Raw genomic sequence first — 23,245 nt, 5'->3', positions numbered from 1 at the left:
ACAAAGTTGCGGCTTTCCAATGCACTGGCTGCATGGCGGCCTATTTTTCGCGATGGATATCGAAGGCGCCGATCGCCTGGGTGGTGGCCATCAACTGGATCTTGTTGACGTTGACGTGCTCGGGGAGCGAGGTGGCCCAGAAGATGGACTCGGCGATGTCCTCGGCGGTCATCGGCTTGGTGCCGCTATAAACATTGTTGGCCTTCGTCTCGTCTCCGTTGAAGCGCACGACCGAGAACTCGGTCTCGGTCAGACCGGGCTCGATATCGGTGACGCGGACATTCTTGCCCTGAAGATCGGAGCGGATGGCGAGGGCAAAGTGCTTCACGAAGGCCTTGCTGGCGGCATAGACGGAAGCGCCGGGATAGGCGAATTCGCCGGCGACGGAGCCCAGCGTCACCACATGGCCGCCGCCACGGGCGATGAGGCCGGGAAGCAGGAGGCGGACGGTATAAACCAGTCCCGACACATTGGTGTCGATCATGGTCTGCCAATCGTCGAGACTGGCTTCCGCCGCCGGACCGATGCCGAGGGCAAGGCCAGCATTTGCAAGCACGATGTTGATAGCGTCGAAGGGCGCGGGGATGGCGGCGATCGCCGCTTCCATCTGGTGACGGTCTCGCACATCGAGCGCAATGATGTGGCAGTTCTCGGCACCCAGCTCGTCGCGCAGTTGTACCAGCCGGTCTTCGCGCCGGCCGGTGGCGATCACCTTGCCGCCAGCGGCCACATAGCGGCGGGCAGCGGCAGCGCCGAAGCCGGATGTTGCGCCGGTGATGAAGACGACGAAGCGGCTGGGATCGAGCAGCGAATACATGGGGATAACCTGGGGGTCTAAGCGAACGACCAAGGGTGAACCGGCGCCCTTGTCGCCGTCAAGCTCCGTTGCCGATCGGCCACGATCCACAGCGCATTTGCCCAATTGGGGCATTAGGGGTGGGCGCGGCGGCACGCTCGCCCTAAACTTGCCACCACAAGGTGGGGCTCGCCGTAAGCTTGCGGCAAGCTTAACACTATCTTTCCGCCCCCTGGGCAATCATCACCTCAGCCCGGTTTGGTTGATGTGTAAAAGGGCAGGATGAGACCACTGCTAAGCGTGCGTTTGGTTACAAGTATTGGTGCCTTGAGCATTGCTGCGGCTTTGGCCGTGACAACCGTTCCGGCTGCCGCCTTCGAGCTGTTCGGGGTCAAGTTTTTCGAAGACGAGGCCGATCGGGACGCCGAGGCGGTGATCGCCGATCCGCAGCCCTATTCGGTGACGTTCAGCGCCAGCGAAGGCGGCGCCGCCGAAAATGCGGTGCGCAACGCATCCTCCCTGCTTGCCGACCAGGAACGGCCGGCGTCGGGCGCGGCCGGGCTGATCGCCAAGGCGCGTGGCGACTATCGCCGCATGCTCGCCGCGCTTTATGGCGAAGGCTATTACGGCGGCGCCATCAGTATTCGCATCAATGGCGTGGAAGCGGCCAACCTTGCGCCGGACACGCGGCTGCCCAAGCCGGCCGATGTGGTGATTTCGGTCAGTGCCGGGCCGCTGTTCCGCTTCAGCGACGTGGTTATCCAGAACCAGGCGCCGCCGACCAGCGATCCCGACGATCAGGTCGACCTGCCGGCCGTGCGCGGCTTCGGCATCGGCGAAGTGGCGCGTTCGCCCGTGATCCTGCGGGCCGAACAGTTGGCGCTCGATGCCTGGCGGCAGCAGGGTTATGCCAAGGCCGATATCGTCAGCCGCGACGTGGTTGCCGATCATGCGACCAACACCGTTGCTGCGACCATCGTCGTCAATCCAGGGCGCCTGGCTGCCTTCGGCCCGATCGCCGTCAGCGGCACGGAGCGGATGAATCCGGCATTCGTGGCCCAGCAGACTGGCCTTGCCGTGGGTCAGGAATATGATCCGGACGACATCCAGCGGGCGCAACGGCGTCTCGACCGGCTCGAAGTTTTTCGCGCGGCGCGGCTGGAAGCGGCCGAAAGCATCGGCAGCGACGGCTTGCTTCCCTACAATCTCATCGTCGATGAGCTTCCCGGCCGCCGCTATGGCTTTGGCGCCAGCTATTCCACCGTCGATGGCCTGGGCCTTGAAGCCTTTCACCTTTGGCGTAATCTTTTCGGCCAGGCCGAGCGGCTGCGGCTCGATGCGCGTATCGCCAGCATTGCTTATCCGGTCGACACGGCCCAGTTCGACTATTTCGTCGGTGGCACTTTCACCAAGCCGGGCTTTTACCATCCCGACGTCGACCTCGTCGCAACGGTTTCGGCGGAGCGCACGATCTATCCGACCTATACCGAAACCTCGGCCGGCGGACGGCTGGGGCTCACCTGGTTCTATACCGATGACCTGACCTTCGAAGGTGGCGTCGGCGCCAAGCGCTCCCGTTTCGACGACGTGTTCGGCACGCGCGATTTCGCCACGGCAAGCGCCTATGCCGGCGTGATCTTCGATGGCCGCGACAATGCGCTCGATGCCACCGAAGGCTTTTACGTCGCCGGCAATGTCGAGCCCTATTACGACTTCATCTATGGCAAGCCGGGACTGCAGGTGGTGGCTGAAGGCCGCACCTATTTCGGCTTCGGCGAGGACGATGCCTTCGTGCTGGCCGGCCGCCTCAAGGGTGGTGCGCTGCTCGGGCCGTCGCTCGAAGAAATTTCGCCGGATAAGCTCTTCTTTGCGGGCGGCGGCGGTTCGGTGCGCGGCTATGGCTACAAGAGCATCGGCGTCGACAATGGCAATGGCGTCGTCACCGGCGGCCGTTATCTGCTCGAAGCGTCGATCGAAGCGCGGGCGAAGGTGACCGAGGATATCGGCGTCGTCGGTTTCGTCGATGGCGGCTATGTGGCGGCCGACGTGTTCCCTGGTCTTGAAGACCTTCGGCTCGGCGCCGGTATCGGCGTGCGCTACAATACTGGTCTTGGGCCCTTGCGCCTCGATGTCGCTATTCCGCTCAACAAGAAGCCGGGTGATCCCGATTACGCGATCTATGCCGGCATAGGGCAGGCCTTCTGATGCGGCGCTTTTTCCCCAAGACTCGCCGCATGCAGTTTTTCTTTGTCTGCGCTTTTGCTCGCACCCGCCGCCGTCCCCGTGACGCTGGTTGCGCAGGACATGAGCAATGAAGAGCAAAAGGGTTTCCTGACCAATTTCGTCGAGGACCGGCTGTCGACGCCGGAGCGGCAGATCCGGCTGTCCAACATTGATGGCGTGCTGGGCTCCAATGTCTCGATCAACGAGATCACCATCTCGGACGCCGAAGGCGTCTGGCTGCGCGTCAACAATGCCAGCCTCAACTGGAACCAGGCGGCGCTATTCCTGGGGCGTCTCGAGGTCAACTCGCTGCGTGCCGAATCCATCGAATATGTGCGCAATGCCATTCCGGTGGAAGGTGCTGTGGATTTGCCGCCGCCTGAGGCGGGAACATTCGAGATTCCGGAATTTCCGGTCGCAATCCAGATCGGCGAGCTCGCTGTGCCCTCCGTTCGTTTTGGCGAAGACGTCTTTGGCCTCGGCTCGGAAATCTCTCGCCGGTTCGCTGGCGCTGGAAGGCGGCAATCTCGATGCCGCGCTCGATATCGTCCGTCTCGACGGACCCGGCGGCACGCTCGACCTCGACGTCGCCTTCAGCAACGAAACCCAGATTTTCGATCTTGGCCTGTCACTGGTCGAGCCGCCCAATGGCGTCATCGCCAATCTCCTCAATATCGAGGGCCGCCCGGCGGTGCAGCTGACGCTGGACGGGCAGGGGCCGGTCTCCGATCTTGAAGCGCAACTGCGCCTGCTCGCCAATGACCAGGAAGCGCTGGCGGGCACCGCCTCCATCGCCCAGCAGCCCGGTGGCTATGGCGTGTCCGTCGATCTCGGCGGTCCGCTTTCGACCCTCGTTGCGGAGCAGTACCGGCCATTCTTCGGCGCCGACACGCGGCTTGCGGCCGAGGCCATGGTGCTCGATGTCGGTGGCGTCGAAATATCGAGCCTGACGCTGAATGGCGGGCAGCTCGATCTTTCTGCCAGCGCATCGACCACGGCGGACAATTTCTTGTCGCGGCTCGATCTGTCCGCTGCGATAGTTGATCCCAACGGCGGTCGCGTGACCTTGCCGGCGCCGGGGCTCAACACGGTGCAGTCGGCACAATTGCAGATCCGGTTCGGCACCGATGCGAGCGACCAGTGGTCGAGCACGCTGGCGATCGATGATTTCGAAACGGCCGGCTTCGCGGCGGACACGCTGGCGCTCAATATCGGCGGCGTGGCGCAGAACCTTCAGGACGCCGCCACCCGCATGGTCACCTTCAATGGCGACGGCACGCTTGCCGGCATCAGCGCCGATGAAGGCGTGGAAGCGGCGCTAGGTGACAGCGTCGGGCTCGGCATTGCCGGTGTATTTAACGCTGGCCAGCCCATCGAGCTCGCGCAGTTGCGCATCGTCGGCGAAGCGCTGACGGCAGGGCTGGCGGGCACGATCGACGGCACAGATTTCGACGGCCGCATCGAGATCGAGACCGACAATATCGCGCCGTTCTCGCTGCTTGCCGGTCGTGACCTGACCGGTGCCCTAAGCCTTGCCGCGACCGGGCAGATCATGCCGCTGACTGGCGGCTTCAATCTCGACTTCGACGGCACCGGCACGGACCTGACGGTCGACGACGCCACTGCAGATGCGCTGCTGGAAGGCACCGTGACGCTGTCGGGCCGCCTCGCCCGTACGACGGCAGGCATCAGTGCCGACGATTTCGTCATAAGCAACGAGCAGGTGCAGTTTACCGCCGATGGCGCTTTTGCCAGCGACGTCGCCGATTTTGCCATTGCCCTCGATTTGGCCGATCTGGCGCTCTTGTCCGACCAGGCCAGCGGCGCGCTTTCGGTGCGCGGTTCGGCCCGCTCCACGGCGCCGGACGCGCCTTTGGAACTGGTGCTCGATGCCGAGGTGCCGAGTGGGAGTCTCGCCGTTTACACCCTGCGCGACGCGCAGATCGGCGTTGCTGCCAATCTTTTGGATGGCGACATCAGCGGCGATGTCACCGGTGTCGCCATGCTTGATGGCAACCGGGCAACGCTTGATACGCATATTGAAACCGACGACCTGCAGCAGGCGCTGTCCGGCATTAGCTTCGAGATCGCCGGCACGCGCCTCACCGGTGCGGTCAGCCGCGCCGTGGATACTGGATTGCTGGATGGCCGGCTCGAGGTCACGTCTTCGGACGTGTCGCTGGCCGCTGCCATGCTGCTGACGGATGCCGCTGGCGCCATCGATGCCGCGGTCACGCTGACGCCGGAGGGCGAGACGCAGGCTGCAAGCATCACCGCCGATGCCACGAACCTGCGCGTCAACGACATCACAGTCGGGCGCGCCGATGTTACAGCCGCGATTGCCGACCTTTTCGGCGTGCCTGCGATCGATGGCACGGCAACCGCGAGCAATGTCTCAGCGGGCGGCGTCGATATCCAAACGCTCGCCGCAACGGCCAGCCAGAGCGGCGACACCACTAACTTCGATGCAAGGGCGCGCCTTGCCACCGGAACGGATGTCGATCTTGCCGGCGCGTTGAGCCCCGTCGAGGGCGGCTATCGTTTGGCGCTCAATCGCGCCGATCTGGTGCAGGGCCAGCTTTCCGCTCGTCTTGCCAATCCCACCGCCCTGGTGGTCGGCGGCGACAGCGTTTCGCTGGATGCCATCCGCTTCAATGTCGGTTCGGGAAGCGTTACGGCGACGGGTACGGCGGGTGAGCAACTCAACATTGTTGTCGACATCGCGCAGCTGCCGCTGTCGATCGCCAATGCCGTGTCGCCCGACCTGGGTCTCGCGGGGACCGTCAACGGCCGGGCGACCATTTCTGGTGCCGCCTCCGCTCCGCAGGTGCGTTTCGAGGCGCAGGCGAACGGGGTAAGTGCCAGCGCAATCAGCAGCTTCGGCATCGCGCCCTTGTCGCTTTCGGCTGCCGGTGGCTATGCCAATGGTGCCGTGTCGCTCGACAGCATCAGCGCGCAGGGCATTGGCGGACTGTCGGTTTCCGGCTCCGGACGCGTGCCGCTCGATGGTGGGCCGCTGGCCGTATCGCTCAACGGCTCTGCGCCGCTGGCCCTCGCGAACCGTTTCGTTTTCGATCGTGGCGGCGTTTTCTCCGGTACGGCCAGCTTTGACGCCAATATCAGCGGCTCACTTTCTGACCCGCAGTTCGCTGGAGCCGTCAGTACTTCGGGCGCCGGCTATGTCGATCCGGAGCTCAATCTCCGCCTCACAGACATTGACGGACGCGTGTCGCTCAACGGCAGCACTGCGACAGTGGAAACGCTGCGCGCCAATCTTGCGACCGGCGGCAGCATTTCCGCGCAGGGCACGGTGGGCCTGAGCGACGGCTTGCCGGCCAATCTCCAAGTCAACATCAACTCGGCCCGCTATGCCGATGGCGAGATCTTCGTGGCGACCCTTTCGGGTGCGCTCAATCTCACCGGACCGATCACGGGCTCGCCGTTACTGTCAGGCCAGGTCTTGATCGAAGAGGCCAATGTAGCCGTGCCGGAAGGCTTCGGCGGCGGTGCGCCGCTGATCGAGGTCGAACATGTTCGCACTCCCCGTCCGGTGCAGGAAACGCTCAACCGCGCGCGCATCAATGCCCGCACGGGCAGCACGGGCGGCGGCTCGTCCTCGCAGCTGCAGCTCGACCTCACCATAAACGCCCCCAACCAGATTTTCGTGCGCGGCCGTGGTCTTGATGCCGAGGTCGGTGGACAGGTGCGGCTTACCGGCACGATCAGCAATATTCAGCCGGTTGGTGCCTTCTCGCTGCTGCGGGGACGGCTCGACGTGCTCGGCCAACGCCTCGATTTCGAGACCGGTACGGTCACCCTTTGGGCGACCTCGATCCGCAGCTTTATTTCGTGGCGCGCACCGAGGGCGACGGCATCACCGTTTTCGTAACCATTGCCGGCCGTGTCTCGGAACCCGACGTGACCTTTACCTCCAACCCCGACCTGCCGCAGGACGAGGTGCTGAGCCGGTTGATCTTCAACCGCTCGATGGGCGAGCTTTCGCCGCTGCAACTCGCGCGTCTGGCTGCGGCTGCGGCGGAGCTGGTTGGCGGAGGCGGCGGTGGCGGGCTCGTGGATGGACTACGTGGCGCTGCGGGCCTGGCCGATCTCGATGTGGTCACCGACGACGCCGGCAATGTCGGGGTGCAGGCGGGGACATACCTTCAGGACAATGTCTATCTCGGCGTGACCGCAGGCTCGGGCGGACAGTCCAAGGTGACGATCAACCTCGATGCGACCGACGACCTGACGATCAAGGGTTCCGTCGGGGCGGATGGCAATTCCAGCGTCGGCGTATTCTTCGAGCAGGATTATTGAGGGGCTGAAGACCCCCACCCAACTTCCCCCTTAAGGGGGAGGGGTCCCATCATGCATGTGGCTGGATCGTAGCCCGCCCGCCGGCCGAGCTCCTCCCCTTCTGCAGGGGGAGGCAGGGGTGTGGGTGCCTCTGAGCAAACGCCCTTCTAAAGCGCTCCGCCCGTCTTTTCCGCCTTGGCCTCGTCCCACCACCAGATGGTGGGAAACCCTGAGGAAAACTCTGGCAGATTCTCGGGGTGGCTGAAGCGATCCCAGCGGGCCGAGCGGGTGGTGCGGAGCGTATAGGCGGGGATTACGAATTGCTGGGCCAGAAGGGCCCGGTCCAGCGCCTTGGTGACCGCTTCCTGGGTCTCTCGATCATCGGCGACGATGAGCTTTTCGATCAGGGCGTCGATGCCGGGATCGGCAAGGCCGGCATAGTTCTGCGCGCCTTCTTCATTGGCGGTCGAGGAGGCAAAGAAGAAGCGCTGTTCGTTGCCGGGCGAGAAGCTCTGCGACCAGCCCGAATAGATCATGTCATAGTCGAAGCTGCGCGCGCGGTTGATGAATTGTGGGCTATCGACCGTGCGGATCGTGGCCTGGATGCCGATCAGCGCCAGGTTGGTGACGAGGTTCTGCGCCACGGGTTCGATAGTCGCGCCATTGAGCAGGATTTCGAAGGTGAAGGGCTGCCCGTTAGGCTGGAGCATCTGGTTGCCCTCCAGCCGATAGCCGGCTTCGGTGAGCAGGCCCACGGCCGTGCGCAGATTTTCGCGCAGCTTGGCTGGATCGCCGCTAACCGGATTGGTGTAGGGCGTATCGAAAACCTTGGCAGGCACGAGGTCGCGCACGCTTTCGAGCACTTCGAGTTCTTCGCCCTCTGGCAGGCCGGAGGACTTAAACGGCAGGCCGAAGAAGAAGCTGTCTATGCGCTCATACTGGCCGTAAAAGAGGGTGTTGCTGAGCTCTTCGAAGTCGAAGGCATAGTTCAGCGCTTCGCGCACACGCGGATCGGCGAACTTGTCGCGGCGCAGGTTCATGACGAAGCCGACCATGACGCCTGAGTCGTTGTAGTCCTGCGGGAAGAGTTCCTGGATGACGCGACCGTCCTTGACGGCTGGGAAGTCATAGGCCGTGGCCCAGCGGCGGGCCTGGTTTTCGCTCCACCAGTCGAACTGGTCGCCCTTGAAGGCCTCGAACTGGACGGTGAGGTCGAGAAAGTACTCGATCTGGTAGGTGTTGAAATTGTTGTGGCCGACCTGGGTGGGGTGGTCGAGGCCCCAATAGTCCTCGTCGCGCTCATAGGTGATGGTGCGGCCGGCATCAAAGCTTGCCAGACGGTATGGCCCCGAGCCCAGAGGCGGTTCAAGCGTCGACTCGGCGATATTGCGCTGGTTGCCCTCGGCGTCCGTGCCTTCCCACCAATGCTGCGGCAGGACCTGTATTTGTCCCAGGATCAGCGGCAGTTCGCGGTTGGTGCTGTTCTTGAAGGTGAAAGTGACTTCGCCGGGCGCGGTGACTTCGGCCGAGGTGATGTCGGCATAATATTGGGCGCGGTCCGGATTGACCTCGATCAGCTTGTTGAAGGTCCAGACGACATCTTCGGCCGTGACCGGCTCGCCATCGTGCCAGCGCGCATCGGCATTGATGCGAAAGGTCACGGCGCTGTAGTCCGGCGCGATCTTGAGGCCTTCGGCGAGACGACCGTAATAGGTGCCGACCTCGTCGGAGGAGGGGACCAGCAAGGTTTCGTAGATCAGCCCGATGCCGCCAGCGGCTTCGCCCTTGGGCAGGATCGGATTGAAGGTGTCGAAGCCGCCCATGTCGCCAAGCCGCACGCGCCCAGCCTTGGGGGCATCGACGTTGACATAGTCGAAATGGGTGAAGTCGGGGCCGTATTTGGGCTGGCCCTCGAGCTGGAAGGAGTTCGACCAGGTGTCGACCGGCGTTTGCGCCAGGACAGGGGACGCAAAGGCCAGCGAGGCGGCGAGTAGGGTTTGGGCAAGAAAGAGCTTCACGATGACGGCTCCTGAATGGTGGTTGGCGTCAGTCTAGTCAGCATCGGGTGGCGGCGACAATGGTGCGCTGTTGCTGAAGGCAGCGGTGAGGAGTTCACTTGTATAGGCGTGCTGCGGCGCGGCGAAGATCTCGGCGCTCTTGCCCTGTTCGACGACAACGCCGTGGCGCATGACGATTAGGCGATGCGCCAGGGCGCGCACGACGCGCAGGTCATGGCTGATGAAGAGATAGCTGAGATTGCGCCGCGCCTGCACCGCCCGCAAAAGGTCTATGACCTGCGCCTGGATGGAGACGTCGAGCGCCGAAGTCGGCTCGTCCAGAACCAGGAAGTCGGGCTCCAGCACAAGGGCCCGGGCGATGGCCACGCGCTGGCGCTGGCCGCCGGAAAATTCATGCGGGTAGCGGATGGCGGTGGCCGGATCGAGGCCTACTTCGCGAAGGGCATCGCCGACGCGGGTTTCCCGTTCGGGCTGGGTCAGCTTGGGCATATGGACCCGCAGGCCCTCTTCGACGATCTCACCGACCGACAGGCGCGGACTGAGCGATCCGAAGGGGTCCTGGAAGACGATCTGCATATGCTTGCGCAGCGGCCGCAAGCTGCGCCAGGAGCGTACCTGCACATCCTGGCCCAGAAAGACGATGCGCCCAGTCGAAGGGATGAGGCGGAGGAGGGCGTAGCCGAGCGAGGATTTGCCGGAGCCGCTTTCTCCCACCACGCCCAACGTTTCGCCGCGGTTAAGGGTAAGGTCGACGCCATCGACGGCGCGGATGTGTCCCACCGTTCGCCGCAGCAGCCCGCGCCGGATCGGAAACCAGACCTTAAGGTCCTTGGTCTCAAGAATTGGAGAGCTATCGACGGGAGGCGTCGGCGGCTCGCCACGCGGTGCCGAGGCGAGGAGGTGTTTCGTATAGGCGTGCTGCGGCGCACCGAAGATGGTCTCCACCGGCCCGGTTTCGACGATCTCGCCCCGGTTCATCACCGCGATCCGGTCGGCGATCTTGCGCACCACGGTAAGGTCATGGGTGATGAACAGCATCGCCATGCCCATGTCGCGCTGCAGCTTCTTGAGCAGATCGAGGATCTGCGCCTGCACCGTCACGTCGAGGGCGGTGGTCGGTTCGTCGGCGATCAGAAGCTTGGGCTCGTTGGCCAGTGCCATCGCGATCATGACGCGCTGCCGCTGTCCGCCGGAAAGCTGATGCGGATAGTCGTCGAGCCTGCTGGCTGGGTCGGAAATGCCGACCGCATCGAGCAGTTCAATAACCCGCTTGCGCGCGGCCGTGCTGCGCAGGCCCTGATGCAGCGCGAGGGTTTCGCCGATCTGCCGGCCAACCGTATGCACGGGATTGAGCGAACTCAGCGGCTCCTGGAAGATCATGCCCACGCCATTGCCGCGGACGCTCCGCAGCTGCTGAACGGATGCCGTAACCAGGTCCTTGCCATCGAGCAGGATTTGCCCGCTGAGCGACGCCGACGGCGGCAAGAGCTTTAGAACCGAAAGCGCCGTCACCGACTTGCCCGACCCGCTCTCCCCCACCAGCGCAAGGGTTTCGCCAGGAGCAATGTCGAAGCTCACCCTCTTGACCGCCTCGAAGGCGCCAAAACGGATGGTGAGATCGCGGACGGAGAGCAGCGCGGTCATCGAAATTCGAGACGAGCAGAGAGTTGTGCTAGTCCGTCTTGGTCAGGTCTAACAACGTCGATGTTTGTTGCCGCTCTGAAGTCTAAATCTTCAGTTAGAAAAATCTCACATTGATAGAGAGTAGCTGTTGCCAAGTGTATCGCATCAGGAAGCTTGAGCTTAGAAGTTGCTCGAAGGCGCGCTGCCTCGATCAGAATGCTCGCTTGGATTGGCACAGTGTCGATCCAAGCGTTGTGCTCGCCCAGTAACCACAAATAATCTTCCTGCCGTTCTTGGTTTCCATCTCGAATCGGATGGACCAGGACTTCAGCGAGTGCCAGCTGGCTTGTGACAATGGAACTTCGAGCTGAAGCGTTCGAAGCTATCAAAACATCTAGCAGGTACTTGGCCACATCGTCGTGGTCCCGGGCCTCAAACATGCGAATGATGATGTTGGTGTCGAGATATATATGCAAAGGCACTAATCGCCCCACTCATCTCGAAGTTCGCGAACTCGTCGAACAGCCTCTTCAGCGGTCACGCCACCGCCGTTCTCCATCGAACGCTGCTGTATTGATCTGAGCCTAGCGAAGGTTTCGTCTAGGGAGAGTCTTGGCTTGTCTCCAGAGTGAATGAATGGCTGCGCTGGCTCGGAAAGTACTGAAACCGTCACCGCCTCGGCGTCCGGGAAATGCTCGCGCAAATCCTCAGGCAGCTTTTCGACGGGATAATGCTGCCGCACTATTCTGTTCATGGCACGTCTCCTTCAGCCCTGAGCATAGCATAACTCATCGGAACGTCTTTCGGGGATCGAAGGCGTCGCGGACGGCTTCGCCGATGAAGACGAGGAGGGTCATCATGATGGCGATAGTGAAAAAGCCGGTGAGGCCGAGCCAGGGGGCCTGGAGGTTGTTTTTGCCTTGCGCGAGGAGCTCGCCGAGAGATGGGGAGCCGGGGGCAGGCCGAAGCCGAGGAAATCGAGCGAGGTCAGGGTTGCGACCGAGCCCGAGAGGATAAAGGGCATGAATGTAAGGGTCGCGACCATGGCGTTGGGCAGGAGATGCCGCCACATGTGATCATGCGATTGAAAAACCCAGTGCCCTGGCGGCCGTGACATATTCGAAGTTGCGGGCGCGCAGGAACTCGGCGCGGACGATGCCGACCAGCGACACCCAGGAAAAGAGCAACAGGATGCCGAGCAGCACCCAGAAGCTGGGGGCGATGACCGAAGAGATAATCAGAAGCAGGTAGAGCGCCGGAACCGAGGTCCAGATCTCGATCAATCGCTGCGCGATAAGATCGACCCAGCCGCCGAAATAGCCCTGCACCGCACCGGCGACGACCCCGACCACGGACGAGATGATGGTGAGGATGAAGCCGAAAAGCACCGAGATGCGAAAGCCGTAGATCAGGCGCGCCAGTACATCGCGGCCGCGATCGTCGGTGCCCAGGTAATGGAAGTTGCCGGCGTGGCAGTTCGGGTCGGCACTGCCTTGGGGATAGCGCTGGCAGAAGATTTCGCGGGTCAGAAGCCAGCTTGGTGGATTGGCACCCGGAAAGCTCACATAGCCATCGACCGTGCCATAGGAGAAGCGGACCGGTGGCCAAAGGGCCCAGCCCTTGGCGGCGATCTCGTCGGCGATGAATGGATCACGGTAGTTGGTCTCAGCGAGAAAGCCGCCAAAGGTCGATTCCGGATAGTCCACAAAGGCGGGAAACAGCAGTTCCCCATTATAGGAGACGAGGATCGGCCGATCGTTGACGATGAACTCGGCGCCCAAGGTCAGGACGAACAGCACGAGAAAGATCCAGAAGCTCCACCAGCCGCGCTTGTTGGCGCGGAAATTGGCGAGGCGCCGGCGATTGAGCGCGGAAAGCGTCATACGTCGCGGCTTTCGAAATCGAGCCGCGGATCGACCCACATATAGGCAAGGTCGGAGACGAGTCCGATGATCAGGCCGAGCAGGGAGAAGATGTAGAGTGTGGCAAAGACCACCGGATAATCGCGGTTGGCGACGGCTTCGAAGCCGAGCAAGCCCAGACCATCGAGGGAGAAGATGGTTTCGATCAGAAGCGAGCCGCCGAAGAAGACGCCGACGAAGGCTCCAGGGAAGCCGGCGATCACCAGCATCATGGCGTTGCGGAAGACGTGGCGATAGAGCACCTGCGTTTCGCTCAAGCCTTTGGCGCGCGCGGTGGTGACATATTGCTTGCCGATCTCGTCGAGAAAGGAATTCTTGGTGAGGAGCGTCGCGGTGGCAAAGGCGCCGAGGCCCATGGCGATGATGGGCAGGACCAGGTGCCAGAAATAATCGAGGATCTGCCGCCACCAGGGAAAAGCGGCCCAGCCGGGCGAGGTGAGGCCGCGCAGCGGAAAAATCTGCCAGAAGGAGCCGCCGGCCAAAAGCACGATCAGGGCGATGGCGACCAGGAAGCCGGGCACGGCATAGCCGATGATGATGACCGTCGAGGTCCAAACATCGAAGCGGGAGCCATCCCGTACGGCCTTGGCGATGCCGAGCGGAATGGAGATGCCGTAGGCGATCAGCGTCATCCAGAGGCCGAGCGAGATCGAGACCGGCATTTTTTCGAGCACGAGGTCGATGACCGAGATGTCGCGGAAATAGCTCTCGCCGAAATCGAAGCGCAGGTAATTGCCGATCATCGAAAAGAAGCGCTCGAGCGGCGGCTTGTCGAAGCCGAACTGGCGCTCGATGCGGTCGACGAGTTCGGGTGGAAGCCCCTGGCTGCCGCGATACGTCGAGCGGCTTTCGCCGGTTGGAGCTTGCTGCACGCCTCCCAGATCGCCGCTTGCGCCGCCGGTCACGCGTTCGGTCAGCGATACGTTCTGGCCCGAAAGATTGGCCAAAGCCTGTTCGACCGGGCCTCCGGGGGCGAACTGGGTGATCAGGAACGACACCGCCATGATGCCGAAGACGGTCGGGATCATCAGCAAAATACGGCGGATGATATAGGCGCCCATGGCGTCTCCCGGCGGACCCGCGTGCCGCAAATCGGCTGGCATCGCTTTGGTTTAATGCAACATTTCAGTGACAGCTTGGCAAGCCATGCACGCGGCTGTGTTTTCCTGAGATGTCGACCTTGCCCCTTCGCATCGGTGGCCACCTCCCCTTAAGCGACCGAGGCGGGGGACCGGCTACCTGCATTTGAACGACTTGCACTTTTGCTGAAGCTTGCCCACCATCGTTTCAACTCAAGGAGACTTCATGCGCTTTGCCCCCGTCGCCCAGGTTCGCGACACTTCCGTTGCCCGCGTGCTGCTTGTTGCCCTGCGGGCGCATGGCTTTCATCCGCTCGATCTGCGCGAAGGCGGGCTGCCGGGGGTGCCAAACCTGTTTGGTCCGGATGGCTTCACCATCGAGGTGCCGGAAGAGGAGGTGGCGGATGCAACCCTTCTCGTGGGTGATCTCTTGAAGAATATGGAGCCGCCGGCCCCTAATCCGGCCACAATGGTGTGAGACGGCCACGATTGCGGGATGGGCGGTTGAACCTGGCAGCGGCCTCGCGTTATATGCTGCCACAAGTGTTAATGTCCCTTAAGCCTTTGATGGCAGGAGTGATCAATGCAGGATTGGAAGCGCGGCGCTTCATCCATCGCGGGCCTGGCGGCCATTGCCCTTCTGGTAGCCGCCTGTTCGCCCACGAGCCGGACCAATACGGCAAATCTCAATGTCGTCGGCACAGCGCCCCAGGCAGCAGCAGTTCCGAATTCCACGGTGCAGACCGGCTCCTTGCCGCCCCTCGGCGGCGCAACCGGCACGCCGGCTCCGGGCCTTTCCGGCAATCCGGTTCTGGGTGGGCAAGTCTCGTCCACGTCGAGCCTGCCGCCGATCGGCTCCAGCACCCAGGTTGCCGCGACCACAACCACTGTCGGCACCAATATTTCGGGCAACAGCTCGATCACCACGGTGGGCGCACCGATGGCGACCGGCGTTTCCTCGGGTCCAGAAGGCGCCTGGAACGTGGTGGCGGGCAGCGCAACGTGCCGCCTCAACCTGCCGCTTACGGCCAAGACCGGCACGAATTATTACCGCGCCTCGGCTCCGGGTTGCACCGTGCCGCAGATCGCGTCGGTCACCGGCTGGCAGCAGGTCGGTTCGCAGCTGCAGCTTTATGATGATAACGGCAATATCGCTGCCTTCCTTGCCCCGAGCTCAGGCCGCTACATCGGCACCATCAGCGGCGGCCAGGCCGTTTCGATGGCCCGCTAAGAATTGAAGAAGCCGGTCCGATGGGCCGGCTTTTTCTTTGCGGCTGTTGACGTCCAATAGCTCTTCGCGCATGTCCCAGAGACCTCATGGTGAGCCTGTCGAACCACGAGGTCGAGCGCGTGAAGCTATCGTGTTCCCGCCCTCGTCCTTCGACAGGCTCAGGATGAGGTCTCTTCTTGGCCGGTTCAAAACAGCAAGCCGTCCGCGCCGCTTATGACGATCTGGTTGCCCGCGGCGCGCTGACGCCTGACCCAGCCCAGCGTGATGCCGCCGCCGAGCTCGACCGCGTGCTGGCCGATCTTCTTGCCCACAAGCCCCGGACGGGCCTCCTCAGCTTCTTCGACAAGCCCAAGCCGGTTCTTGGTCTCTACCTTTTTGGCGATGTCGGGCGCGGCAAAACCATGCTGATGGACCTCTTTTTCGCCGCAGTGCCATTTGCGGAAAAGCGGCGCGTACATTTTCACGAGTTCATGGACGAGGTTCATGCCGGCATTGCTGCGTTCCGCAAGTCGGCGAAAGGGGACGATGCCGATCCGGTGGAAGCGGTGGTCAAGCCCATCCTGCGATCGGGTCTGCGCCTTCTTTGCCTCGATGAATTCCACGTCCACGACATCACCAATGCCATGTTGCTCGACCGCCTGTTCGGCAAGCTTTTTGCGGGCGGCGTCACCCTGGTCGCGACCTCGAACGTGCCGCCCGACGGGCTCTACAAGGATGGGCTCAACCGGCAACTATTTTTGCCGTTTATCGCGCTCCTCAAACAACAAACCGTCGTCGCCGACCTGCCCTCTACCCAGGATTACCGTCGGCTGAAATTTGCCGGCCAACAGGTTTATGTCTTTGGCACGGGCCCGGACGTTACCGCCGCCATGGACCGGCTATGGCTGCGCTTGACCGGGGAGAGCAGGGGTCTCCCGGCGTGGTCGAAAGCATTGGCCGCCAGATCCCGGTGCCGCTGACGGCGATGGGCGCCGCCCGCTTCCGCTTCGCCGACCTCTGCGAAAAGCCGCTTGGTACGCGCGACTTCGTTCGCATCGCGCATCAGTTCGACTCGATCCTGATCGATGCCATTCCGCAGATGGATCGCACCAACTCCGATGCGGCGAAACGCTTCATCCTCCTGATCGACAGCCTCTACGATCGTGGGGTCAAGCTTGCCGCATCTTTTGCCGTTCCGCTCGAGCAGCTGGGGGATGACGACAAGACCGCCTTCGAATTTCAGCGCACCTTATCGCGCCTCACCGAGATGCAGTCTGAAGAGTACCTGGCTAAGGGCTTGCGCGAAACGGTGTCGACTTCCGTCTGACTTGCCCGTCCGGCACTGCCCCATCGCTCTTTGGCAAGGGGCAAATGGTCCTTAAGACGAAGGGTTCACTTGCCCCTCAACACCGACAAGGTTAAGAGGTGCGCCAATTCAACGCAGTTACGGGATGAGGCTTCATGGCGCGCAAGAAAATCGCCCTTATCGGTGCAGGTCAGATCGGCGGCACGCTCGCCCTTTTGAGCGCACAGAAGGAACTCGGTGACGTCGTTCTGTTCGACGTCGTCGATGGCGTGGGCCCCGGCAAGGCGCTCGATATTGCGCAGTCCATGCCGGCCCAGGGCTTTTCCGCCAACCTTAAGGGCACGTCCGAATACAAGGATATCGAAGGCGCCGACGTCGTGATCGTCACCGCCGGCGTGCCGCGCAAGCCGGGCATGAGCCGCGATGACCTCCTCGAGATCAACCTCAAGGTCATGGAACAGGTCGGCGCCGGCATTGCCAAATATGCCAAGGACGCCTTCGTTATCTGCATCACCAATCCGCTCGATGCCATGGTCTGGGCGCTGCAGAAGTTTTCCGGCCTGCCCGCCAACAAGGTGATCGGCATGGCTGGCGTCCTCGATAGCTCGCGCTTCATCCACTTCATCGCCGAAGAGCTCAACGTTTCGACCGAAGACGTTTCCGCCTTCGTGCTCGGCGGCCATGGCGACACGATGGTGCCGCTGACCCGCTATTCCACCGTTGCCGGCATTCCGCTGACGGACGTCGTCAAGATGGGCTGGATGAGCAAGGAAAAACTCGAAGAGATCGTGCAGCGCACCCGTGACGGTGGCGCCGAGATCGTCGGCCTGCTCAAGACCGGTTCGGCCTTTTATGCGCCCGCCGCTTCCGCCATCGCCATGGCCGAAAGCTACCTCAAGGACAAGAAGCGCGTGCTTCCCTCCGCCGCCTACCTCAACGGCGAGTATGGCGTTTCCGGCACCTATGTCGGCGTGCCGGTCGTGATCGGCGCCGGTGGCGCGGAAAAGGTCATTGAGATTGCACTCAACTCCGCCGAGCAAAAGGCTTTCGACAAGTCGGTTGCGGCCGTCGAGGGCCTGATCGAGGCCTGTAAAAAGATCGCGCCGAAGCTGGCGTAACGCATTCCGAGCCGCTGGTTTCGCCAGCGGCTTCTTCCTTTCCGGCCTCCAGAAACGTCCGGTTGCGACTGCCCACCCAAGGGGATTTGAATGAACATCCATGAACACCAGGCCAAAGAGCTCTTGAAGAGCTATGGCGCGCCGGTTGCCGAAGGCGTTGCCATCACCTCGGCCGACGAGGCTGAAGCTGCGGCGAAAAAGCTGCCCGGCCCGCTTTACGTGGTCAAGTCGCAGATCCATGCCGGCGGCCGCGGCAAGGGCAAGTTCAAGGAACTGGGCGCCGATGCCAAGGGCGGCGTGCGCCTCGCGCGTTCGGTCGAGGATGTGGTCACCAACGCCCGCGAAATGCTGGGCAATACGCTCGTGACCAAGCAGACCGGCGATGCCGGCAAGCAGGTCAACCGCCTTTATATCGAAGACGGCGCCGACATCGCGCGCGAACTCTACTGCTCGCTCCTCGTCGATCGCGCCACCTCGCGCGTGAGCTTCGTGGTCTCGACCGAAGGTGGCATGGACATCGAGGCCGTGGCCGAGCACACGCCCGACAAGATCATCACTGTCGCCATCGATCCGAGCGCCGGCGTCACCGACGCCGATGTCGCCAAGATCAACGGCGCCCTGGCGCTGGACGGCGCTGCCGCCGACGACGCCAAGACCCTGTTCCCGATCCTCTACAAGGCCTTCACCGAAAAGGACATGAGCCTCCTCGAAGTGAACCCGTTGATCGTCATGACCGACGGTCGACTGCGCGTCCTCGACGCCAAGGTGAGCTTCGACAACAATGCCGCCTTCCGCCATGAAGAGCTCAAGCCACTGCGCGACTTGACCGAAGAAGATGCCAAGGAAATCGAGGCGTCCAAATACGACCTCGCCTATGTGGCGCTCGACGGCAATATCGGCTGCATGGTCAATGGCGCGGGCCTTGCCATGTCCACCATGGACATCATCAAGCTCTATGGCGCCGAGCCTGCCAACTTCCTCGACGTTGGTGGCGGTGCTTCCAAGGAAAAGGTCACCGCGGCGTTCAAGATCATCACTGCCGATCCGGCCGTGAAGGGCATTCTGGTCAACATCTTCGGCGGTATCATGCGCTGCGACGTGATCGCCGAAGGCGTGATCGCTGCGGTCAAGGAAGTCGGCCTCGAAGTGCCGCTGGTCGTCCGCCTCGAAGGCACCAATGTCAAGGAAGGCAAGGCCATCCTCGACAATTCGGGCCTCGACGTCATTTCCGCCGACGACCTCGACGATGCCGCGCAGAAGATCGTCGCTGCCGTCGGCAAAGCTGCCTAAGACCCGCCAGAAGAAAGAAACCCAATGTCTATTCTCGTCAACAAAGACACCAAGGTTCTCGTGCAGGGTCTGACCGGCAAGACCGGCACCTTCCACACGGAACAGGCGCTCGCCTATTACGGCACTCAGATGGTGGGCGGCGTGAACCCCAAGAAGGCCGGCGAAACCTGGACCTCCTCGCTCGACGTCACCGCACAGCTGCCGGTGTTCGCGACCGTTGCCGAAGGCAAGGAACGCACCGGCGCCAATGCCTCGGTCATCTATGTGCCGCCTCCGGGCGCCGCTGCCGCCATCGAGGAAGCGATCGACGCGGAAATCCCGCTGATCATCTGCATCACCGAAGGCGTGCCGGTCATGGACATGGTCCGCGTCAAGGCAAAGCTCGAAAAGTCCAGGTCGCGCCTCATCGGGCCGAACTGCCCGGGCGTTCTGACGCCGGAAGAATGCAAGATTGGCATCATGCCGGGCTCGATCTTCTCGAAGGGCTCGGTGGGCATTGTTTCGCGCTCCGGCACGCTTACCTATGAAGCCGTGTTCCAGACCACAAATGAAGGCCTCGGCCAGACAACGGCCGTCGGCATCGGCGGCGATCCGGTCAAGGGCACCGAATTCATCGACATGCTCGAAATGTTTCTCGCCGACGAAGCCACCACAAGTCGATCATCATGATCGGCGAAATCGGCGGTTCTGCCGAGGAAGACGCAGCCCAGTTCCTGATCGACGAGGCCAAGCGCGGCCGCAAGAAGCCTATGGCTGGTTTCATCGCCGGCCGCACCGCACCGGCCGGCCGGACCATGGGCCATGCCGGCGCCGTGATTTCGGGCGGCAAGGGCGGCGCTGAAGAAAAGATCGCAGCCATGGAAGCGGCTGGGATCAAGGTCTCGGCGTCCCCGGCCCGGATTGGCGCGACCTTGGCTGAGGTCTTGCGCGGCTAAGGAAGGCACTCCCTTCCGAGCTTCGCTAAGCCTTCGGCTAAGCTCCGCTTGCCTTCCCCTCTGAGGGGGAAGGTGGGCGCAGGTGGCCGAACAAACACCCTCTTCACCCTCCCCCTCAGAGGGGAGGGTGCCGAAGCTAGGCCGCGAGGCCGTAGCGCAGGTAGGGAGGGGGTGACTGCGTTAGTTCAGCCTAGACGGAAAACTCCCATTGCGACCCTTCGGTCGCTCTTCTGACACGGTTTGGCCCTAAGCCGAATCCATGACCATCAAGTGAGCCGCGGTGCCACGGCGGGCGCCGCAAGTCTTAACAAGATACAAAGGAAACGCGGTCAATATTCGCCCCACTTGGATGACCGCTTTTAACCAGCTTCGGCCGGTTCGTTGAGAAGGATGGCAGGGCGAGAAAGTCCTGCGACACAAGCGATGACACGACAGGAAAAGAACGACACGTTCTTGCTGACCTCGTTCCTCTATGGGGGAACGCCGACTACATCGAACAACTCTATTCGCGCTTCAAAACCGATCCTTCCAGCGTCGACGCGACCTGGTCGAGCTTTTTCGCCCGGCTCGATGATGCCGATGGCGTCGCGGCGCAGAACGCAGAGGGCCCGAGCTGGGGCCGCAAGGACTGGCCACCGGCGGAAGCGGGTGAATTGGTCAGCGCGCTCGATGGCGATTGGGGCCAGGTGGCGCTGAAGACCGAAAAGGCCGCGGTCAAGAAGGCAGCTGCCGAAGGCAAGCCTGCCCCGGCTGCTGCGGACGTGCTGCAGGCGACGCGCGACTCGATCCGCGCCATCATGATGATCCGCGCCTATCGCATGCGCGGGCACCTCCATGCCGATCTCGATCCGCTGAAGCTCAAGTCCGACGAGCCGGCACCCGAGCTCGATCCCAAGAGCTACGGCTTCACCGATGCCGATTATGGCCGCAAGATCTTCATCGACAACGTTCTGGGTCTTGAATACGCAACCATCCCGGAAATGCTCGCCATCCTCCAGCGCACCTATTGCGGCACTGTCGGCATCGAGTTCATGCATATCTCCGATCCCGAAGCCAAGCAGTGGATCCAGGAGCGCATCGAGGGTCCGGACAAGGAAATCACCTTCACCGCCGAAGGCAAGAAGGCGATCCTCAACAAGTTGGTCGAGGCCGAAGGCTTCGAGAAATTCCTCGACGTCAAGTATACCGGCACCAAGCGCTTCGGCCTCGATGGCAGTGAAGCGGCGATCCCGGCGCTCGAGCAGATCATCAAGCGCGGTGGCGCCCTGGGCATCAAGGACATCGTCCTCGGCATGGCTCACCGCGGGCGTCTCAATGTCCTCACCCAGGTGATGCAGAAGCCGCATCGCGCCCTCTTCCACGAGTTCAAGGGCGGCGCCTTCTATCCGGAAGACGTGGAGGGCTCAGGCGACGTCAAGTACCACCTCGGCGCGTCCTCCGACCGCGACTTCGACGGCAACAAGGTTCACCTGTCGCTGACAGCCAATCCGAGCCATCTCGAGATCGTCGATCCGGTGGTGCTCGGCAAGTCGCGCGCCAAGCAGGACCAGCACATTTCACCCGAGCACAAGCTTGTCGACGTCGCCGTTGAAGGCAAGCCGGACCGCTCCATGGTCCTGCCGCTCTTGATCCATGGCGATGCCGCTTTTGCCGGGCAGGGCGTCATTGCCGAATGCCTCGGGCTTTCGGGCCTCAAGGGTCACCGCACGGGCGGGTCGATCCATCTGGTGATCAACAACCAGATCGGCTTCACCACCTCGCCGATGTATTCGCGCTCCTCGCCTTACCCGACCGACGTCGCCAAGATGATCGAAGCACCGGTATTCCATGTGAACGGCGACGATCCGGAAGCCGTCGTGTTTGCGGCCAAGGTTGCCGTCGAGTACCGCCAGAAGTTCGGCAAGCCTGTCGTCATCGACATGTTCTGCTATCGCCGTTTCGGTCACAACGAAGGCGACGAACCAAGCTTCACCCAGCCGCTAATGTATTCCAAGATTCGGTCGCACAAGACCACTTTGGAAATCTATGCGGAAAAGCTCGTCACCGAAGGTCCGTGAGCCAGGCCGATGTCGACCAGCTCAAGGGCGACTGGAAAGCCAAGCTCGAGACCGAGTTCGAGGCTGGCCAGGACTATCGTCCGAACAAGGCTGACTGGCTCGATGGCCAGTGGAAGGACTTCAAGCCTGCCGATCAGGAAGGCCCGCGCCGTGGCGAAACCGGCGTGGCGCTCGACCGCCTCGTTGAAATCGGCACCAAGCTGACGCAGGTCCCGGCAGACTTCAACGCCCACAAGACCGTCAAGCGCTTCATGGACAATCGCCTCGGCGCCATCGAGGCCGGCGAAGGGATTGACTGGGCGACGGCGGAAGCCCTGGCGTTCGGCACGCTCGTGACCGAAGGCCATCCCGTACGCCTCTCGGGCCAGGACGTCGAACGCGGCACCTTCAGCCAGCGCCATTCAGTGCTCAACGACCAGCAGGTCGAGAACAAGACCTATACGCCGCTCAACAATCTCGATGCCGGCCAAGCGCGCTACGAAGTCATCAATTCAATGCTGTCGGAAGAAGCGGTGCTTGGTTTCGAATATGGCTATTCGCTGGCAGAGCCGAAGGCACTGACGCTTTGGGAGGCTCAGTTCGGCGACTTCGTCAACGGCGCGCAGGTTGTCATCGACCAGTTCATCTCCTCGGGCGAGCGCAAGTGGTTCCGCATGTCGGGCCTCGTGATGCTGTTGCCGCATGGCTATGAGGGCCAAGGCCCGGAGCACTCCTCCGCGCGTCCGGAGCGGTTCCTCCAGCTCTGCGCCGAAGACAATATGCAGGTCGCCAACTGCACGACGCCGGCCAACTATTTCCACATCCTGCGCCGGCAGCTCAAGCGCGACTTCCGCAAGCCGCTGATCCTGATGACCCCCAAGTCGCTGCTGCGGCACAAGCGGGCAATCTCGGGTCTTGTGGAGCTTGGCCCGGACAGCGTCTTCCACCGTCTCCTCTGGGACGATGCGGAAGCCCCGGCGTGCCGAAGACCACGACGCGCCTCGTGCCGGATGCCCGCATCCGCCGCGTCGTCCTCTGCACCGGAAAGGTCTACTACGACCTCCTGGAAGATCGCGAGAAGAAGGGCATCAACGATGTCTATCTCCTGCGCGTCGAGCAGCTTTATCCGTTCCCGGCCAAGGCCCTGCTCGACGAGCTCAGCCGCTTCCCCAATGCCGACGTCGTCTGGTGCCAGGAAGAGCCGCGCAATATGGGTGCATGGACTTTCGTCCAGCCCTATATCGAGTGGGTATTCGATCAGATGGGCCGCACCAATGATCGCGTGCACTATGTCGGCCGCAAGGCTGCCGCCTCGCCGGCAACCGGCCTGATGCGCACCCATCTCGCACAGCTCCAGGAATTCCTGGACGAAGCCTTCGCCAAGTAGCCCCAA

At 62.4% G+C, this 23,245-nt stretch carries 14 protein-coding genes and 4 pseudogenes; 11 read left to right on the top strand and 7 right to left on the bottom strand.

The genetic code is table 11. The features are described 5' to 3' along the window. Positions 1 to 40 precede the first annotated feature (40 nt). Entirely contained in the window at positions 41 to 817 is a 777-nt protein-coding gene (locus tag G5575_RS12435; RefSeq protein ID WP_164534569.1) for an SDR family NAD(P)-dependent oxidoreductase, read from the bottom strand. Between the two features lie 330 nt (positions 818 to 1,147). On the opposite strand from G5575_RS12435, the gene G5575_RS12430 reads away from it, so the two are divergent. From G5575_RS12430 to G5575_RS21175, 4 genes are all read left to right on the top strand, one after another. Further along, positions 1,148 to 3,001, top strand: coding sequence for an autotransporter assembly complex protein TamA (locus G5575_RS12430; RefSeq protein WP_328765984.1), 1,854 nt, complete (start codon positions 1,148 to 1,150; stop codon positions 2,999 to 3,001). A gap of 42 nt (positions 3,002 to 3,043) precedes the next feature. Further along, the gene (locus tag G5575_RS20475) at positions 3,044 to 3,754 is read left to right on the top strand and encodes a hypothetical protein (protein ID WP_235935936.1); all 711 of its coding nucleotides are present in this window, start codon (positions 3,044 to 3,046) and stop codon (positions 3,752 to 3,754) included. 175 nt (positions 3,755 to 3,929) lie between these two features. Continuing rightward, the gene (locus G5575_RS21785) at positions 3,930 to 6,908 is read left to right on the top strand and encodes a translocation/assembly module TamB domain-containing protein (RefSeq protein WP_328766104.1); all 2,979 of its coding nucleotides are present in this window, start codon (positions 3,930 to 3,932) and stop codon (positions 6,906 to 6,908) included. After that, positions 6,839 to 7,336: a translocation/assembly module TamB domain-containing protein gene (locus G5575_RS21175; RefSeq protein WP_164534566.1), complete on the top strand. Its 498-nt coding sequence runs from the start codon at positions 6,839 to 6,841 to the stop codon at positions 7,334 to 7,336. The genes G5575_RS21785 and G5575_RS21175 overlap by 70 nt, the downstream gene beginning before the upstream one ends. 146 nt (positions 7,337 to 7,482) lie before the next feature. Here the strand turns inward: G5575_RS21175 and G5575_RS12415 are convergent, their stop codons facing one another. The 6 genes and pseudogenes from G5575_RS12415 to G5575_RS12390 all read right to left on the bottom strand — a co-directional run bounded on the left by G5575_RS12415 (position 7,483) and on the right by G5575_RS12390 (position 13,939). Beyond that, positions 7,483 to 9,333, bottom strand: coding sequence for an extracellular solute-binding protein (locus G5575_RS12415; protein WP_328765983.1), 1,851 nt, complete (start codon positions 9,331 to 9,333; stop codon positions 7,483 to 7,485). Positions 9,334 to 9,366: 33 nt separating this feature from the next. After that, positions 9,367 to 10,977, bottom strand: a complete 1,611-nt coding sequence (locus G5575_RS12410) for an ABC transporter ATP-binding protein (protein WP_164534565.1) — start codon at positions 10,975 to 10,977, stop codon at positions 9,367 to 9,369. Then, entirely contained in the window at positions 10,974 to 11,438 is a 465-nt protein-coding gene (locus G5575_RS12405; RefSeq protein ID WP_164534564.1) for a type II toxin-antitoxin system VapC family toxin, read from the bottom strand. The genes G5575_RS12410 and G5575_RS12405 overlap by 4 nt, the downstream gene beginning before the upstream one ends. Then, positions 11,438 to 11,710 carry a hypothetical protein gene (locus tag G5575_RS12400; protein ID WP_164534563.1) on the bottom strand — a complete coding sequence of 91 codons (273 nt, stop codon included), beginning with the start codon at positions 11,708 to 11,710 and terminating at the stop codon, positions 11,438 to 11,440. Before G5575_RS12400 ends, G5575_RS12405 begins: the two co-directional genes overlap by 1 nt. Before the next feature lie 34 nt (positions 11,711 to 11,744). Continuing rightward, a pseudogene (locus tag G5575_RS12395) lies at positions 11,745 to 12,839 on the bottom strand (ABC transporter permease). Further along, positions 12,836 to 13,939 (bottom strand): microcin C ABC transporter permease YejB, encoded by a 1,104-nt coding sequence (locus G5575_RS12390; protein WP_164534562.1) that lies wholly within the window; start codon positions 13,937 to 13,939, stop codon positions 12,836 to 12,838. Before G5575_RS12390 ends, G5575_RS12395 begins: the two are co-directional and overlap by 4 nt. A gap of 244 nt (positions 13,940 to 14,183) precedes the next feature. On the opposite strand from G5575_RS12390, the gene G5575_RS12385 reads away from it, so the two are divergent. The 7 genes and pseudogenes from G5575_RS12385 to G5575_RS12355 all read left to right on the top strand — a co-directional run bounded on the left by G5575_RS12385 (position 14,184) and on the right by G5575_RS12355 (position 23,239). Then, a complete protein-coding gene (locus G5575_RS12385; protein ID WP_164534561.1) occupies positions 14,184 to 14,435 on the top strand; it encodes a hypothetical protein in 252 nt (83 codons plus the stop codon). 105 nt (positions 14,436 to 14,540) lie between these two features. Beyond that, the gene (locus tag G5575_RS12380) at positions 14,541 to 15,188 is read left to right on the top strand and encodes an AprI/Inh family metalloprotease inhibitor (protein ID WP_164534560.1); all 648 of its coding nucleotides are present in this window, start codon (positions 14,541 to 14,543) and stop codon (positions 15,186 to 15,188) included. A 176-nt stretch (positions 15,189 to 15,364) separates the two neighbouring features. Then, positions 15,365 to 16,494: pseudogene (gene zapE, locus G5575_RS12375) on the top strand (cell division protein ZapE). A 134-nt stretch (positions 16,495 to 16,628) separates the two neighbouring features. After that, positions 16,629 to 17,591, top strand: a complete 963-nt coding sequence (gene mdh, locus G5575_RS12370) for a malate dehydrogenase (protein ID WP_164534559.1) — start codon at positions 16,629 to 16,631, stop codon at positions 17,589 to 17,591. Between the two features lie 90 nt (positions 17,592 to 17,681). Then, entirely contained in the window at positions 17,682 to 18,881 is a 1,200-nt protein-coding gene (sucC, locus tag G5575_RS12365) for an ADP-forming succinate--CoA ligase subunit beta (protein ID WP_164534558.1), read from the top strand. Positions 18,882 to 18,905: 24 nt separating this feature from the next. Continuing rightward, a pseudogene (gene sucD, locus G5575_RS12360) lies at positions 18,906 to 19,816 on the top strand (succinate--CoA ligase subunit alpha). A gap of 423 nt (positions 19,817 to 20,239) precedes the next feature. Further along, positions 20,240 to 23,239 (top strand): annotated as a pseudogene (locus G5575_RS12355) (2-oxoglutarate dehydrogenase E1 component). The last annotated feature ends 6 nt before the right edge of the window (positions 23,240 to 23,245 follow it).

Source organism: Devosia aurantiaca (assembly GCF_011058215.1).
GTDB classification, from domain to species: Bacteria; Pseudomonadota; Alphaproteobacteria; order Rhizobiales; family Devosiaceae; genus Devosia; species Devosia aurantiaca.
This window is presented reverse-complemented; position numbering and strand designations above follow the sequence as displayed.

Coding starts and splice junctions, on each gene's coding strand:
- sucC (WP_164534558.1), top strand. CDS start 17,682: ATGAACATCCATGAACACCAGGCCAAAGAGCTCTTGAAGAGCTATGGC.
- mdh (WP_164534559.1), top strand. CDS start 16,629: ATGGCGCGCAAGAAAATCGCCCTTATCGGTGCAGGTCAGATCGGCGGC.
- G5575_RS12410 (WP_164534565.1), bottom strand. CDS start 10,977: ATGACCGCGCTGCTCTCCGTCCGCGATCTCACCATCCGTTTTGGCGCC.
- G5575_RS12385 (WP_164534561.1), top strand. CDS start 14,184: ATGCGCTTTGCCCCCGTCGCCCAGGTTCGCGACACTTCCGTTGCCCGC.
- G5575_RS21785 (WP_328766104.1), top strand. CDS start 3,930: ATGGTGCTCGATGTCGGTGGCGTCGAAATATCGAGCCTGACGCTGAAT.
- G5575_RS12435 (WP_164534569.1), bottom strand. CDS start 817: ATGTATTCGCTGCTCGATCCCAGCCGCTTCGTCGTCTTCATCACCGGC.
- G5575_RS12400 (WP_164534563.1), bottom strand. CDS start 11,710: ATGAACAGAATAGTGCGGCAGCATTATCCCGTCGAAAAGCTGCCTGAG.
- G5575_RS12390 (WP_164534562.1), bottom strand. CDS start 13,939: ATGGGCGCCTATATCATCCGCCGTATTTTGCTGATGATCCCGACCGTC.
- G5575_RS12380 (WP_164534560.1), top strand. CDS start 14,541: ATGCAGGATTGGAAGCGCGGCGCTTCATCCATCGCGGGCCTGGCGGCC.